General features: G+C 50.5%; 9 protein-coding genes. 6 read left to right on the top strand and 3 right to left on the bottom strand.

From position 1 onward, the window contains the following. The first annotated feature begins 20 nt into the window (after positions 1-20). From FYJ84_RS04810 to FYJ84_RS04800, 3 genes are all read left to right on the top strand, one after another. Positions 21-3,593, top strand: a complete 3,573-nt coding sequence (locus FYJ84_RS04810; RefSeq protein WP_154406464.1) for a ribonuclease H1 domain-containing protein — start codon at positions 21-23, stop codon at positions 3,591-3,593. A 22-nt stretch (positions 3,594-3,615) separates the two neighbouring features. Further along, entirely contained in the window at positions 3,616-4,575 is a 960-nt protein-coding gene (locus FYJ84_RS04805; RefSeq protein ID WP_154406463.1) for a DUF1848 domain-containing protein, read from the top strand. A gap of 1,292 nt (positions 4,576-5,867) precedes the next feature. Further along, entirely contained in the window at positions 5,868-6,866 is a 999-nt protein-coding gene (locus FYJ84_RS04800) for a hypothetical protein (protein ID WP_154406462.1), read from the top strand. A 172-nt stretch (positions 6,867-7,038) separates the two neighbouring features. Here the strand turns inward: FYJ84_RS04800 and FYJ84_RS04795 are convergent, their stop codons facing one another. After that, entirely contained in the window at positions 7,039-8,028 is a 990-nt protein-coding gene (locus FYJ84_RS04795; RefSeq protein ID WP_154406461.1) for a WYL domain-containing protein, read from the bottom strand. Then, a complete protein-coding gene (locus FYJ84_RS04790) occupies positions 8,015-9,301 on the bottom strand; it encodes a helix-turn-helix domain-containing protein (RefSeq protein WP_154406460.1) in 1,287 nt (428 codons plus the stop codon). The genes FYJ84_RS04795 and FYJ84_RS04790 overlap by 14 nt, the downstream gene beginning before the upstream one ends. A gap of 265 nt (positions 9,302-9,566) precedes the next feature. Here FYJ84_RS04790 and FYJ84_RS04785 point away from each other — a divergent pair, with 265 nt between their 5' ends. The 3 genes from FYJ84_RS04785 to FYJ84_RS04775 all read left to right on the top strand — a co-directional run bounded on the left by FYJ84_RS04785 (position 9,567) and on the right by FYJ84_RS04775 (position 15,219). Beyond that, positions 9,567-14,006, top strand: coding sequence for a hypothetical protein (locus tag FYJ84_RS04785; protein ID WP_154406459.1), 4,440 nt, complete (start codon positions 9,567-9,569; stop codon positions 14,004-14,006). A gap of 68 nt (positions 14,007-14,074) precedes the next feature. Beyond that, positions 14,075-14,740 carry a hypothetical protein gene (locus FYJ84_RS04780; RefSeq protein WP_154406458.1) on the top strand — a complete coding sequence of 222 codons (666 nt, stop codon included), beginning with the start codon at positions 14,075-14,077 and terminating at the stop codon, positions 14,738-14,740. Between the two features lie 140 nt (positions 14,741-14,880). Beyond that, positions 14,881-15,219 carry a carboxymuconolactone decarboxylase family protein gene (locus FYJ84_RS04775; protein WP_328596333.1) on the top strand — a complete coding sequence of 113 codons (339 nt, stop codon included), beginning with the start codon at positions 14,881-14,883 and terminating at the stop codon, positions 15,217-15,219. A gap of 77 nt (positions 15,220-15,296) precedes the next feature. Here the strand turns inward: FYJ84_RS04775 and FYJ84_RS04770 are convergent, their stop codons facing one another. Continuing rightward, complete coding sequence (locus FYJ84_RS04770; protein WP_154406456.1) at positions 15,297-16,583, bottom strand: O-acetylhomoserine aminocarboxypropyltransferase/cysteine synthase family protein; 1,287 nt, start codon at positions 16,581-16,583, stop codon at positions 15,297-15,299. Positions 16,584-16,642 lie beyond the last annotated feature (59 nt).

The following is a 16,642-nucleotide window of genomic DNA, read 5'->3' as shown; positions in this document are numbered from 1 at the left end:
AGGGATGGGGGGAATGCCGGATGGCAAAAAAGAAGTTTTATGCCGTGGTTGCCGGGCATCAGCCGGGAATTTATTATGATTTTTGGGAAAACTGCCAGAAAAAGGTGAATGGCTACAAGGGCAGCAAATATAGTGGATTCGTGGACTATGATGCCGCCAGGGCTTATTATGCAGAAAATGGCGGTGACATGGCGATTATTGAAAAGGCGGAGCAGGCAGCCAGGGAGGAGGCCGAAAGGAAGCAGGAGGAGCTTCAGCAGGCTGTAGAGTGCAGGCGGCAGGAGCTTTTGGACAGCGTTGACCTGCTCAGGCAGAAGCTGGAAGCAGGTCGTGACAGGCCGGAGCCCATATCTGCTGCCGTGGAGGATTTCTGCCGCAGCTATGCCCCTGATATAGCCCTCAGTGATGAGCAGAAACGGGCTATCCAGGCTGTGGACGGCAAGGTACTGCTGTTTGCTGTTCCGGGCAGCGGCAAGACTACCGTGCTGACCATCCGGGCTGGCTACCTGCTCTTTGGCAGGCACGGGCGGCAGATTGCTGCCAGCGAGATGATGAATCTCACCTTTACCAGGGCGGCAGCCCGCTCCATGCAGGAGCGGTTTGCCAGGAGGCTGGCAGACTTCCGGTCAGGCTTCGGCACAGGTGCTGAGGCCTTGGCCCAGGAAATTGCCGAGGCACCTGTCCCTGTCCGGGAAAATGCTGCTGCAGGTGCCAGGGCTTTGGTGGAGATGCCGGAGTTCCGCACGATTCACAGCTTTTGCTGGTGCTACCTCATACGGGATTTGCGGCTTGCTGGCTATGACATGCCGCTGCACCTGATTGATATAGAAGATGAAAATGATATTGACGAGGATGACGTAAAAGGCAAAGGCAAATCTAAAGGCATGGGCAAGCTGACCATGAGGCGGCTGCTGGAAGGCATGGTGGAGAAGCACAAGGGATTTTACAAGCTGAATATCAGCGATGAGTCGGTGCGGGAGAAGCTGACCAGCACCATCACCTTCATCAAGAACAGGATGATGGAGCCGGAGGAGTATGCAGGCTTGTTCCTGACCATTGACAAAGAAAGATACAGCGTCACGGCTCTCTTTCATGCTTATGAGCAGGAACTGGCGGAACATGGCTGCATGGATTTTGATGATATGCTGCGCTTTAGCCTGGAGGGCCTGAAGGCTATGCCGGAAGTCCTGGCAAAGTATCAGAAGCGGTATAAATATTGGAGCATTGACGAAACCCAGGACAACTCGCCCTTGCAATACGAGCTTCTCAGCCTGCTGACAGGGAAGGAAGGCAATCTGTTCGTGGTGGGGGATGATGACCAGAGCATTTATTTCTTCCGGGGAGCACAGCCGGGGCTTCTGCTGGAGTACGGCATATTGGATAGGACCAAGGTACTAGTGATGTCAAGGAATTACCGCAGCGGCAGCCGCATTGTGGACATGGCTCATCAGTTTATCAGGGAAAATAGCCAGCGGGCAGAGAAAAATATGCTTTTCCAGGCTGCCTCCGGCCCGGGGCAGGTGAACTTCATTACCCAGCTGCCCAATGTGCAGTCCCAGTACAGGTACATAGTGGCCAAGGCAAGGGAGTGTGAGCGGCAGGGCACCACGCTGGCAGTGATATACAGGGTAAATGCCTCGGTCTTTCCGGTGATGTTCTGGCTGAAAAAGGCTGGTATTTCCTTCCGGATGAACGGCTACTACAAGGATGTTGCTTATAGCAAGTGCATCGGCATGGTTATTTGGATTTTTTCCCTGGCATGTAACCCCGGTTCTTTGGATTTGTTTAAGAAATGCCGCTTCTGGCTGAAGGCTTGTATCAGTGATGAAGCTATGGAAAAGCTGGAGGCAAAGTGCAAAAACAATCATGTGTCAGATATTCTGTCCCTGGCGGGGGAATTGCATGATAATATCCGGTCTCATTGCAGGGAAGCAGGGGAGTTGCTGCGGAGCCTGGTGAAGATGACGCCTTTTCAGGCGGCAAAGACGCTGCTGGAAAATGATTATATCCCGGAAAGCCCCGGTGAAAGGCTGCATGTTTATGCCGTGCTGGGAGCCTGCCTGCCTTATAGAACCGTCAGGGAGTTTGTGGCGGCTCATCAGGAGTTTTTGGAGGATGAGATTTACGATGCCCCTGTTACGCTGACCACTATGCACTCATCCAAGGGCCTGGAGTTTGACTGGGTCATCATCGTGGATCCCTGGCAGGATTTGCTGGATATGGATATCAGGCCGGATCCGGATGAGTTTTTCTTCAAGGATGCGGAGGAAAGCCGCCGCCTGTTTTATGTGGCAGCCACCAGGGCAAAGAAGGTGCTGGATATTTGCGCTGTGGCAAATTATTATGGCACTCAGGAAGTTACCTGCCGCTTTGTGGAGGAGCTTGCCTTTATTTATGATGCCATCACCAATGAAGCAGCGGGGGAGAGCTCAGGGGATGGAATATACAGTGATGCCGGGGATAGTAGATATAAGCTAGTTTTCAAGCAAAAGTTTTACGGTGTCAAGCAAGGGCGGAAGCCTGGCGTTTATAAGAGTTATGCGGAAGCAGAGCAGCAGGTAGCTGGGTATTCAGGTGCGTTGCATGAAAGCTTTGACAGTTTGGAGGAAGCGGTGCGTTATGTCTATGGCAAGGAATGGCGGCGTTTTATGCCTGTACAGCTGAGCTATGGCAAGCTGCAGCGGTTTCTGCATGAAAACCCGGTTATTGCCTGCGTCAGGGATATTGACCTGCCTCAGCTGGTGCGGCAGGCTGTCTGCCGGTATCTGGGGGTGAACCATGATTTGCGTGAGCTTTCCGGCAGCCGCCTTGAAGCTATCAGGCAGATGAGCATAAACTATGGTGGCAGCAGCCAGGCCACGGATTATCATGGCAGGGCGGATTATTATGTGCTGGCGTATATGCTGATGAATTTTTATAAGCTTTGGCTGCCTTTGTGGGAAATTTTGCAGCAGGGCAAGCTGAAGCCCAATGTGCGGGTGCTGGAACTGGGGCCGGGGCCGGGGACTGCCACGCTGGCCTTGCTGAGTTTTTATTGTATGCTGGCGCTGGACAACAGGGAGACGCAGTTTTCCATAGATTATGTGGCAGTGGAAAGGGAGGCTGATTTTGTCCGGGCGGCAGATAGCATGGTTAATCATTTTATTGCCGGGCATCCCTGCCAGCAGAATCTGCATATCAATTTCCAGCTGCGGCGGCAAAGCTTTGAGGAGTTTTTTGCTTCCGGGTATGGCGATGAGAGGGGCTATGACCTGGTGCTGGAAAGCAATGCCCTGAATGACCACGAGAATGTGTCGGAAGATGCCCACCTCAACATGGCGAGGGAGATGCTGTATGCCTTGCAGGCAGGAGGCCATGCTGTCTTTATTGAGCCAAGAGGCAGAGTGAATTGCACCAGGCTGCAGAAATTTTTTGATGATATGATGGTGGAGGGGGTGGCCATGCTGCTGGCACCTCGTAATTGCCGCGTGTACTGCAACAGGAATACCCTGCTGCAGCAGGTGGTGGAGCTGGGCATCCGCAGCAGTAATGGCAAGAACATGGAGCATGGCTTCAGCTGCATGGTGCTGGAAATGGAAAAGTATGGTGTATAGAAAAGCTGTGAGGTGATTTTAGATGATAGTGAGTGTCAGCAGGCGCACAGATATACCGGCATTTTACAGTGACTGGTTTTTTAACCGGCTGCAGGAGGGATTTGTGCATGGCATCAATCCTTTCAATCGCAAACAGGTCAGCGAGATTTCCCTGCGGCCGGAGGATGTGGACTGTTTTGTGTTTTGGACGAAAAATCCAGCCCCCATGCTGGACAGGCTGGATTTGCTGGAAGAATACAATTATTATTTTCAGTTCACCATCACACCTTATGGACGAGATGCAGAGCCGGGGCTGCCTGATACCCAGGAGCTGGTAGAGGTGTTTCACAGGCTGTCGGCAGCTGTGGGCCGGGACAGGGTGGTATGGCGTTATGATCCTGTTTTCCTGTCTGAGAAATATACTATGGATTTTCATGCTGCTGCTTTCAGGCAGCTGGCTGAGATACTGCATGAAGATACGGATTTGTGCGTTATCAGCTTTGTGGATTTATATGCGAAGACAGCCAGAAATACCAGGCCTCTGGCACTTTTGCCTATGGAGGAGCCTGAGATGCGGCAGCTGGCAGCGATGTTTGGTTCTATTGCCGCTGAATATGACCTGACAGTGGAAAGCTGCTCGGAAAAAATAGATTTGTCAGATTGCGGCATCCGGCATGGGCAGTGCATAGATAAAAGGCGGCTGGAAAAAATCCTGGGCGGCAGGATAGACATTGGCAAGGATGCCAACCAGCGCCAGGAGTGCGGCTGTGTGCAGAGCGTGGATATAGGGCAGTACAATACCTGCCGCCACCTGTGTGCATACTGCTATGCAAATTTCAATGCCAAAATGGTGGAGGCATGTGCCGCCCTGCACAATCCGTGTTCCACTATTTTATCAGGTGAGCTGCGGGGAGATGAAAAAATCACCAGGCGCAAGGCGGAGCATTTGAAAATTGTGAAAAATCCTGCAGAGGAAAAAGAGGGGCAGTTATCATTATTTTAAATTTCAGTTTGTCGTAGTGGTTGATCGTTACTTCGTGCATATACTGACTGACGTAATTTGATACTTCGTGGACTCTGTTCAGACATTGGAAAGGGACAGGTAGCGGCAGTACCCATAGAAAACTCGCTCTCGCTCGGAGGGGTGACAAAACCCTATTTCCATGATTATTTTCGGTCTAAATCCTTGTCTGCGTTGTTGTCGTCGGTCGGCATGGAACCACCATGCCTTCTTCCTCCGCCTAGCATACAAGGATTTATCCTCGAAACTAATTCATGTCAATAGGGTTTCGTCATCCCCTGCGCCTCGCGCTTCTAAGCTCCTGCGTCGCTTACGCTCGCACTCGCTAAGAAGCGAGGCTGCACTCAAGGTTTTCTTTGGGTACATGCCGCACCTGTCCCTCTTTGTGTCTGAACAGATACAACAGAATAATTCAACTCACCCCAATTAGTATGAAGCTGTAGCAACTAATCCTACTTTACGAGCAAGCCTGAAAAGGGGGAGCGGGGAGGCTGACGAGACCTGCTACTGCCAACTACTATGCAAGGCAATCTGCTATTACCAGCAGAGTTGGTTGCATAAACATCAGCAGTTGTAAATTTTGTCAATTACTAGCCCCTATATTTTGTATGGTTGTTGGTAATTAATTGTATTGCAAGTCAATATAATTGCTTAATGGCACTATATTTTATACGGCGGTTGGCAGTTGCAGGTTGCGCCAGCTCCTAGTCCCCTCTTTTCAGGCTTGCTCGTAAGGCATCATCATGTTGCTACGGCAAAATATAAGGACTTGCTGAGAAGTGAGTGGGGAGCTGTCGCAAGATTGTAACTCTTAGCAGATAATTTAATGGGCGGTTGACTTTATAAGCAGATCTGTGAAAATTTTGTGTCAGACCTCTTAAAGAGTATCAGGGCATGTACCATTCGCACGGCACTGAGACGCGCCTCGGTGCTTAGCGAGTCGCGAGCCGTAAGGCGAAGCGAGAGCTTAGCATCCGCTAGGCGTGGATAGTAGCGCGAGCGTGCCTGCGATGGTACTGCCCTGAGGCTCTATAAAAAGGTCTGACCGTAAGTAGGTTTATACACAACAATGTAAAAAAGTGACCGCCCATTGGAATATATGCTGATGTTTTTCTGACAGCTCCCCTGCACTAATCAATAAACCTTACATATCTCGCCGAAGTAACGATCAAGCACTACGACAAACTGGAATTTTCCAATATATTGATATAAGAAATTTTTTCAGTTATAATATTCGTAGGAGCATATTTTCTGATTATACTGGAGGTGAGCCCTTGGAGCCGTTAAAAACAAATAATTTTCTTGCAGATGATTTGGAAATCGAAGCAAAGCGTATCAAATGCGACCAAGCTATTAAGCGTGTATTGGCAAATATGTCTATCCTGGCACGGACTGTCAAAGGAACCGTTACAGAAGTCAGGAATATGTCAATCGCTGAAATTGAAGCCTCTATTGACCATGAAAGCATAGAGATTTCTTCCGTACGGGTAAATCCCGGCCTGAGTAACAGCAAGTCTGTACTGTTAAACTGCCAGGATAGCATAAAAGATGAGGGAACGGTTTTTTATGATATTCGTTTTATCATGCGGTTGCCTGACGGCAGCCAGACAAAAATCATCGTCAATGTTGAGGCACAAAGGAAAAGCAATCCGGGCTATAGCATTGTCAAGCGCGGTGTTTTCTATGTAGCAAGGCTTATCTCAGCACAGCTGGGAGTTGAATTCAGCAACAAGGGCGAAGACAGAATTCAGTATGATAATATCAAAAAGGTCTATTCTATTTGGATTTGCATGGATTGTCCCAATGATAAAAAAGACTCTATCGTATCATATACATTGCATCCAGAGATTATTTATAACGGCAACAATAAGCTCAATATCGATTATGCCTATGATTTGCTAAACGTCACTCTTGTGCATTTAAACGAAACTTATGATAAAAGCAACAATGAGCTTATCAGGATGATGGACATTCTATTAAGCAATATGGCAGTAGAAGACAAAAAGAACAGGTTGGAATTTGACCACTCTATCCCTATGACTGTAGAATTAGATGAGGAGATGAGCGATATGTGCAATATTAGTTTAGGCATTGAGGCTCGCGGTGAAGCCCGCGGTATTGCTATCGGTGAAGCTCGTGGCATTGAAAAAACTAAAACTGAGATGATAACTAATATGCTGAAAGAAAAAGTCAGCATTGATGTTATTGCCAAAGTAGCCAAGCTGACAGCAGAACAAGTTACAGACATTGGAAAGAAAGCTGCTTTATTGTAAAAGAAAGGTGAAACTCAAAAAGCGTGACACACTGGTTGTCAATGGGAAATTCTGGATGAATAAGAATGATTTGCGGTTATTGTCAAAAGCCTTCACCATGACAGTTTTTTCTGTGCTGGTGAAGGCTTTTATACATGAATTTATTATGTACAGTTTTTCAGCATACAAATACTTAATCTGCCTCAGGAGAGGGTTTATCCGGCGTGCTGCTGAGACGCTGCCACTGGGCTTTGAGCCGGTCAATGACGGATTGCCGCATATCCTGTGGTGCCATGACAGTGACTGCGGCACCCAGGGAGAGGATATAGTTGATGATTTCCTCCCGGTCAAATTGGTAGTAGGTGATGGTGAGGGTATAGATATCATTATCTTCATCGTAGACGGACTGTTTGTCATATGAGGAAAAAATAGCAAAGCAGCGGTCTACGGCATTATTTTTTGGTGATAGCTGCAGCACCACGCTGGTCTTGTTCCTGGCGAGGAAGTCCTCAAAGCACTGCTCTATTTCCCTGCCATAGCTGATATCCGTGATAGAGATTTCCTGGATGCCGGAGATGTTCAGCTTGATGGCGCGTTGCTCCTTTTCCAGCCAGAGGATGAGGTGCAGCCTGTGCCAGGCGCAGTCGTATTCCAGGCGGCAGGGCGGGCAGATGCCCTGATGGATATTGCCGCCTGCATCCTGATAGGTGTAGGCAAGCTTTTGGCGATTTTTTAGTGCTTGCCAGATTTTTGCCAGCATGTCAGAATTGGCCAGAGGCAGGTTCCTGTCGCCTGTTTCCCGGAAAATGGTAATGGTCTCAGGGGTGGTCAGGGGATTTATATCCTTCATGGCAGCCAGCAGCTTGATTCTGATTTGGTCAGCCAGCAGAAAATCGCATTCGGGATTGAGCAGCATATCCTTGAGCCAGCGGAGCTGGTAATGGGTAGCAAGCTGGGGAATGGGGGCGTTGATAAAAAGCCTGGCATGGCCTTTTTCATCAAAAATAAACACCGAATGCAAAAGCTGCAGCAGCCTGTCCTTATCTGCCCAGTCAATGTGGGGGAAGCGGTGCAGGATATCGGTTTCTGTCAACAGGCTGCCGCGGTGTATGTCGTTGATGACACTGCACAGAGTGAGAAAATGCTCTGATTGTGTCTCGTTGAAAAGCTTAGATTTGTTCATAGTTTGCTAATGCCTCCTGCAGGTCCTGCCTAATACGTTTGTTGAGCCAGGAATTGCTGTCGATGATTTCCACATAGGGATAAAGGGTGCGTATCCAGGGCAGGGCGCGCATGATATCAGGCAGCTGGATGCGGCAGATGACCTGCTGCGGGGAGATGTGCTGCAGCTGTGCGTCCGGGTAGCGGCTGCAGACGCGGTAAATAAGGCCGTTCATTTTTTTGCTGTCTTGGCAGGTGAGCCTCAGGCTGAGAGGCTTCAGTGCCGGTTTCAGGCACAGGGGCAGCTTGTCCTGCAGGTTCATCGGCAGCTTTGCCCGTTTTGTGTTGAACATCATATCGATGCGGTAGGTCTGGGGCTGGCTGAATACATGGGAACGGGAGGTGCGCCTGGCCAGGGCAAAGAGATACTGCCTGCCGGTGAGGAAGTCAATGTAAATGTGGCAGGGGATGGCAGAAACGGATTTGCTGCCGTATCGGAAAGTCAGGTATTGCTCATTCTCTATGGCGGTAATTATTTCGTGGATGACGCAGTCATCCAGGGTACGGACCATTCTGTTGTGCTTGAACTGGCAGAGGGGCTTGAACACAGGGGGCTGGCAGTACATGATTTGCAGTGCCGTATCCAGCTGGTAGCCGGGCAGGCTCATAGGTGCAATGGACATGTAGTAGTGAATGGCATGGCGCAGCTCGGTTATTTCCTCAGGGGTAAGCAACGCCAGGGGATTGGGGGCTGCTCCATAGCTTTTGGGGGAGTGATGGCTGTTGCATTTTATCAGTCCCAGGGCGGAAAGGGTGCTCAGATACCGGTTCAAGGTACTGAGGCTGATGCCCAGGTCTTCCTCCAGCAGTGGCAGCATGTCAGGATATTTGTTGCCGTCAGGTATCAGGCGAAAATTATAGATTTCCTGCTCACTGAGCGGCGTATCGCTGTTTTCCACGATTTGCAGGATAGCCAGCAGGTAAAAAACAGCCTCTGGGCGGCAGCTTTTTATCTGATATGTGACATGGAGAAAATTGTGGGCACTGTAATAGGAATCCCCTTTGATGGTGTGGATTTCTTTGCGGTTCTGCCTCTGGGTGAGAAGCATGTTTTCCGGCAGGAAAAAGCGGATGCGGGAGAGATTGTCCTCGTAGGTCCTGGCATTGATGCCGTAGTGCTTCTGAAAATACTGCTTGTTGTGGCAGCCGTAGGAAATGTAACGGAGAAAAGGGCGCAGGGTATCGTAGTCCCCTATGTATTTATTTAAAGCCTTGGCAGCTTTATTGTATGACATGAGTAATCGCCAGCTCCTTTCGCGTGATTTTTGAAAAATACTGCTATCTGATGAATAGTATTATAACTTTTGGGAAAATATCGATGGCTGACGAATAGTATTATAACTTTTTTTAGGTGTGGAGAAAAGCATTGAGGCGGATTTGGCGGAATTTTTGCCAAGCTCACATTTTTTTTGACTGAGATATGCCGGGGGATGTGCTATAGTGTATATATGGATTTTGTGAGCAATAGTAATCGGTTTCCATAGCAGAGGAGGCGGGAGTATGGGGAAAAAGAGCAGTTCCTTGCTGGATGCAAAAAAGATACGTGCGAAGCTGGCGTCTGACAGGCACAGAAAGCAGCGTAGGAAGCATGGCAGCCTGGACAGCCTGGCAGGGCTGGACAACATGTTCCAATGCATAGGCAGAAATGCAGGCAGGCAAAGGGAAATGAAGCAGCAGAGAGAAATAGCGCAGCAGAGAGAAATGGAGCGGCAGGGAGACATGGAAGGGCAAAGTGGCATTGTGCGGCAGCAGGCAGATCTAAAGCCGGGCTGCAGCATATATCAGCCTGCCCATAAAGAAATGGCAGCTGCCGGAAAAGAGCAGGAGGATAGTTTTCGTGCCTCCCTGCTGTCATGCTTGCGGGGGATTGATTTCAAGCCCCTGCCCCAGGAATATTCCATGACTTATTGCCTTTGCCGGGGCGAAGCCAGGGTGGCTGTGTTTCATGACAAGCATGATGTGCAGCTGGTTGGCCGTATTCTGAAAAAGCAGTCCAAGCAGGATGAGAAATGGAGCGTGGCAGTGCTGGAGGCAGATGCCTTCTGGCAGGAGGGGCAGTGGAGAGTGTCCCTGCTCTACGATATGACCCAGGCTGCCGGTATCATGGTGGCGGCCATCTGGGATACTGCATATCAGGCAAATATCTCCGATATTCTGGCGAAGGCATATAGGCGCAGGTATCGCCTGGTGGAGGGCAAATCCATTGAGTCCATCAGGGACGGCAGGCATCGCCTGTATGAGCAGGCGATTTTTACATCGGACGCATGGGAATTTTTGGAGTACGCCAGGCTGCAGGGGCTGGATTTTTATGATTTGCTTTACAAGCATCTGGCTGCCTGCTGGAGCTTTGCCGGTTCTGTGTCCATCAGGAAGCTGGTGGCAAGCTTTGCGGACAAATACCGGCTTCCGGCGGCATACAGGGAGTTTTGTACGGAGATTTTCCGCATCTGCCGCAACCAGCTGGAGGGCGAGCTGGATTATGGCAAGCATATACCGCCAGCTGGCATTCCTGGGGAAACGCGCCGTCAGTTTATACGCATATACCTGAAGCTTGGCTGCAGCTGTGAGGAATGCATGGAAAAAATGCTGGCGGTGGCAGCTGGGAATATGCGCACAAATTCCTACGCAGCCCCAAAGTATGAAATGGGTGATGAGGCGGCGAGCATTGCATATAGCTGGCTGTGCGTGCTGGGGGATGCGCCGGAATACACCAGGCAGAATTTATTTTTGGCATGCAGTGCCTTGAATATTTTGCAGGAATATGCCTTGCAGCATCCTGAGGGACGGGAGTTTAAATGGGATATGGCATGGCGGGAATTTTGTTGTTGCAGCATGAGGGAAAAGCTGTATAGCCTGGCGGATTATTTCGGCAGGTTTCAGGGCAATCTTTACCTTGAGATAGGTGAATTTGCTTTTTATTTTCGCTGTAATCCTGTGCAGGAGTATGCGTCTGGTTTTTCCGGCTTTGCAGATGGGAAGATTGCTGCTGGCGCATCCCCGGTGCCGGTTTTTTATGAGGCGCTGGAGCTAAAGTGCATGCTGGACGGCGGCAGCAGCCGGTGGAGAAGTGACAACAAGCAGGTGTCTGCCATGCTGGAAGTGAATGAGCTGGCAGGATTGTTTGCTCCGCAAAATCAGCAGGAGGGGCAGGCGGATGAGGGCAGATATGTAGATGCGGCAGAGGAACGCGCCGGGGAGTCAGCTCATGAACCTGCCGGGGATGACGAAAAGTCACTAAATGGGGAGCCTTTGGAAATAGATACTATGCCTGAAAATGGCTGCGAGGGCGGTGAGGCAACAGCCACAGGGGAAAATGGCGGTGATGTGGCTGGATGTGACGGGGACGAGGACCAGGCTATGACGGATAGAGAAGCAAGCACAGTGAGTCAGGTAAGTGCAACAGGTGCAGCAAGTACAGCAAGGCTGGTAAATGCAGCCGGTTTGTTCCGTGGTATTCAGTTTGACAAGAATATTTTTCGCAATATTTCTTCGGAGCAGCAGCAGCGGTTCCAGAAGACCTTTGGCGACAGGCTGAAAAAGCTGGAACGCATCCTGAAGGGCGGCAGGCGGGCTGCCGGTAACGATTTTAAGCTGGTCCGGGGCTGCAAAGGGCGCAAGGTACTGAAAAGGCGTGTAGGCAGCAATCGCCTGAGCATGGTCTTCAAGGACGGCATCCTGACGCTTTTGAAGCTTAGCAGCCATGACAGGCAGATGGTTGACATCAGAAAAATCAAGGGCAGGAGTGTGGGATATGTATATTATGAGCTGGAGGATTTTTTGCAGCAGCTGGCAGAATGGCAGCCAAAAAATCAGGGCAGGCAAAGCTTTGGCGAGTACATGGCGTCACCCCGGCACTTTGTTTATGACAGTGACCAGCAGTCCATCATTGAGAGCGGTGAAAGGGCTGAGAACATCTCGGTTATCGGCAATGCCGGGGCAGGCAAGTCAGTGGTGGGGCTGAAATGGCTCAACGACCAGCTGCAAAAGCCGGATTGCAGCTGCCTGTATCTCACCATGTCGGAAAACCTCGTCTATACGCTAGATTATGAATTCCGCAAAGGGCAGGATGGCAAGGTTATCCAATCAGAGGCAGAAATCAGCACTACCTTTGATTTTTTGCGGCGGTATCTGAAAGCCTTCTACCCGGCTGTGCCGGAGCGCAGCCTGCTGAACAGCAGCCAGAGCCTGGCTGTTTTTCGTCAGTTCTGGGAGCAGGAGGTGGACTGGCGCCAGTTCTGGCACGGCAAGGACGTCAGCAGGCAGTATCAGAATAACGAAACAACCCTGCTGGCAGTATGGCGTGAAATTCACGGCATTATTAAGGGGGCAGTTCCTTTGGGGCTTGCCTACGAAAGCATGGCGGAGATTGGCGATTATCTGCCGGAGGAGCAGTATCGCGAGCTTTTGCGCCGGGAAAAAAAGGACAGCGTAGGCAGTGTGCTGTGGGTGAATACGGTTTACAAGACCTATGAGCATTATCAGCGTTATCTGCACAGGCACAAGCTGCTGGACGATAACGACATTGCCAGGATGCTGATTAGGGCAAGGGAGACATACAGCAGCCGGGGCAGATGCAAGCTGCTGCCGGAGTACAGCGCGGTATTTTTGGATGAGTGCCAGGACTTGACACAGATGGAGCTTTTGGCTATTTTTCATCTGCTGCAAAAATCCATGACGAAAAGGATGGCGTCAGACAGATGCCAGATGGTGCAGCCTACATATTTCAACGAGGGCTGGATGAGGACGGCATCCAACGACTATGACCGCTTTCTTGGGAAGGACATTGACCTGTATGGGTGCAAGGCGAGGTTTTTGCATTATAATTATCGCTCCAGCAAAAGTATTATTGATTTTCAAAATTATATTATCCAGTATTTTATGGAGAGCGATATAATGACCTTGAAGCAGAATGAAATGGCGGAAATCAAGGTGCCACCGCTGACTCCTGCCGGTGTGATGCCTGTGTGGATAAAGCCGGGGGCGGAGAACAGGCGGCTGCTGCTGGATGAGCTTTGCAGCAAGCTGGATGCCAGCGTCCTGCAGACGATTTTCGCCTTTGATAATTCCGTTGGCAAGGCAGATTTTCCGGATGCTGATACGGCGGCTGTCACGGATGTGATTAGCTGCAAGGGGATGGAGTACCCTTCGGTGCTTTTATACAATCTTTTGACTGAGACCAGATTTGACCCGGTATTAGCGTGGAAATATTTTTATGTGGGAGCTACCCGGGGCAACCGCTGCATTATTATTTATGAGGAGGCTGCGGCAGATGGTAGCAGGATATATGATTTTCTGAACATGGCGGCAGAGCTGGGGCTGATAGAGTGCTGTGACAATCTTCTGGATACTGCACCTGACGGGCAGCAGACCTGGCTGGGGTATCTGTATCAGTGCGTTACGGAAAGTATCGTGGAAAGCAATCTGGAAACGGCGGAGCATGCTCTGAATTTCGGGCAGTATGAGCTGGCATATAATATTTATGCCAAGGATGGCAAGGAGCCGGATATGATCGCCTACTGCCAGGGCAAGGCGCGGGAGATGAAAAAGAATTTTCTGGGGGCTATTGAAAGCTACGCTTCTATTGGCAGGAGCTGGAGCAACAAGGGGCGCAACAGGCAGAACAGCGTGGAAACCCTGCTGAAGCAGCCGGAGCTGGAAGGGGCAGATTTTCTGGCAGCCTATGTGCTGTCAGAACGGTATGCCGTAAGCCGGGAGGGGCAGCAGGAAAACTGGCTGCTGGCAGCGCAGCAGGCCTGGGAGTACAAGTTCGGCAGCCTGAACAGGAAGGCTTTTTATGAGGCACTGACGGACGCTGTGGAGATGTACCCTTTTATGGAGGAATATATTTCCGGCTGGAGCAGGCAGATGCTGGGCTTTTTCCAGAGGTCTGCTGCCGCCATCAGCACTACCCTGGACAGGTGCAATGAGCAAGTGAATTGAAATCTATAGAATGATTAATGTTATAGGATGGTTGATGGCGATATGCCGAAAGGAAAGGTGCTTGGATTATGACACAGGAAAGACGGGATGAGCTGCAAAAGGTCTGTGAGGCTATTCTGGGCTATCAGAAGGGGCTGGAAGAAATTGATAAGTATCTGGGCAGGCTGAATGCCTGCATGGGGCAGCTGGGAGAGAAGCTTCAGGAAAAGCAGCTGGATGAGGTGTTCTGCCAATACAGTGATAAGATTGACGGCATGGTAGAAGGGATTGCCGGGATCGGGGCAAGGCTGCAGGCGTTGCAGGATGGGGAAAACGGCATGTCGGAGCAGATGAAGCAGATGAGCCGTTTCAGCAATGCGGTCATGAATTTTGAAAGTGCTATGCGCTCCTTTAATCAGCGGGCAGATAACCTCAGCCAGAAGCTGTACAACAAGGACTTTAACACGGCGCTCAAGACCATGAACAACATGGTGCTGGAAGCTGGCAGGGCAACCACCAATGAGTACAAAAGGCCGACAGCTCATGATTTCGACATCCTGATGGATGAATACAAGAAATGCAGCAGCCGGGAGGCAGGGAAAATAAACGCCCTGCAGTTGTTGCTGAAAACTATCGGGGAGGCCATGCTCCACCTGCGGCTCAACCGCGCTGAGCAGGAGGCTTTTAACAGGCTGCTGGAAAAAATGGCAAACAGCGACAGCGAGGCGCTGAAGAAGTTTGTTAGTCAGTTATAGACGGCTGGATATACTGAATCTCATGCTTGTAAAAGGCGATTTTTTCCTCAAGGTTCCTGCCATATTCCTGCCATTTTTTCTGCTGTTCAAGGACATATTGCTGATGCAGGTTTGAGCAGGGCTGGCAGCAGCTGGCAAAAGTGGATGGCAAAGGCGGCGAGGGCGTGATAAATGCCTTGGAGGATATTGCGCCTGATCTGGGCAGGTATATTGTGGAGTTTGCCTTTGGGGATATTTATACAAGGGAAGGCTTGTCCTTGCAGGAGCGTGAGCTGATAACCATCACCAGCCTTTTAGCTATGGGCGGCTGTGAGCCCCAGCTCAGGGTGCATATTAACGGCGCCCTGAATGTAGGGCTTTCGCAGTCAAAAATAGTGGAGGCATTTATGCAGTGCATACCCTATGTGGGATTTCCACGGGTGCTGAACGGGATATTTACAGCTAAGGAAGTCTTTGCAGAGCGTGCTGCTTCTGAATAAAGTAAAAAAATGGCGTGGCGCATACCAGCAGATATGCGTTCACGCCATTTTTGTTTTGTATTGTTTGTTATTTCGTTTTACTCAATGGAATCCAATGCATTGGCAATATCGGCAATCAAGTCCTCCTTGTCCTCAATGCCCAGGCTGATGCGAATGAGCTCTGCCGGTACCCCGGCCTCGATGAGCTGCTCATCGGTCAGCTGGCGATGGGTGGAGGTGGCAGGGTTCAGGCAGCAGGTGCGGGCATCGGCCACATGGGTTTCGATGGCACCCAGCTTCAGGTTCTTCATAAAGGTGCTGGCAGCTTCCCTGCCCCCCTTCAGGCCGAAGGAAACTACGCCGCAGCCGCCCTTTGGCAGGTACTTTTTGGCACGCTCATGATATTTGCTGGAAGCCAGCCCCGGATAATTCACATAGGCTACCTTTGGATGGGCCTCCAAAAATTCTGCCACAGCTTGGCCGTTTTCCACATGCTTCGGCATCCTCACATGGAGGGATTCCAGCCCCAGGTTCAAAAGAAATGCGCTGTTTGGGGACGGGATGGAGCCCAGGTCACGCATGAGCTGCACGGTGCACTTAGTGATAAAGGCACCTTCCTTGCCAAATTTTTCTGCGTAAATGATGCCGTGATAGCTGTCATCAGGGGTGCAGAGGCCCGGGAACTTGTCGGCATGAGCCATCCAGTCAAAGCGTCCGGCATCAACGATGGCGCCACCTACGGCAGCTCCGTGGCCGTCCATGTACTTGGTGGTGGAGTGGGTAACGATATCCGCCCCCCACTCAATCGGGCGGCAGTTTACCGGGGTAGGGAAGGTGTTGTCCACAATCAGCGGCACGTTGTGGGCATGGGCAACCCTGGCAAACAGCTCAATATCCAGCACCGTCAGGGCAGGATTGGCAATGGTCTCCCCAAACATGGCCTTGGTATTCTCCTGAAAAGCGGCATTCAGCTCCGCTTCATCCGCATCCGGGGAAACAAATGTTACATCAATGCCCATCTTCTTCATGGTAACGGCAATCAGGTTATAGGTGCCGCCATAGATGGAAGATGATGCCACGATGTGGTCGCCGCACTCACAGATATTGAACAGGGCAAAGAAATTCGCTGCCTGGCCGGAGGAGGTCAGCATGGCTGCGGAGCCTCCCTCCAGGGCGGCAATCTTGGCTGCGACATAGTCATTGGTAGGATTCTGCAGCCGGGTATAGAAATAGCCGCTGGCCTCCAGGTCAAAGAGCTTGCCCATTTCCTCGCTGGTATCGTATTTGAAGGTGGTGGACTGGATGATTGGCACCTGCCGTGGCTCGCCATTTTTTGGCGTGTAGCCTGCCTGAACGCATTTGGTGCCGATATGATAATTCTTCATACAAATTTCCCCCTAAAACAATCCAAAAATAATCTTGCATATATTGCAAAATATATGCA

This window comes from Anaerovibrio slackiae, from assembly GCF_009695585.1.
GTDB classification, from domain to species: domain Bacteria; phylum Bacillota; class Negativicutes; order Selenomonadales; family Selenomonadaceae; genus Anaerovibrio; species Anaerovibrio slackiae.
Note: the sequence above shows the minus strand (reverse complement) of the source record. Positions and strands in the feature narration are given on the sequence as shown.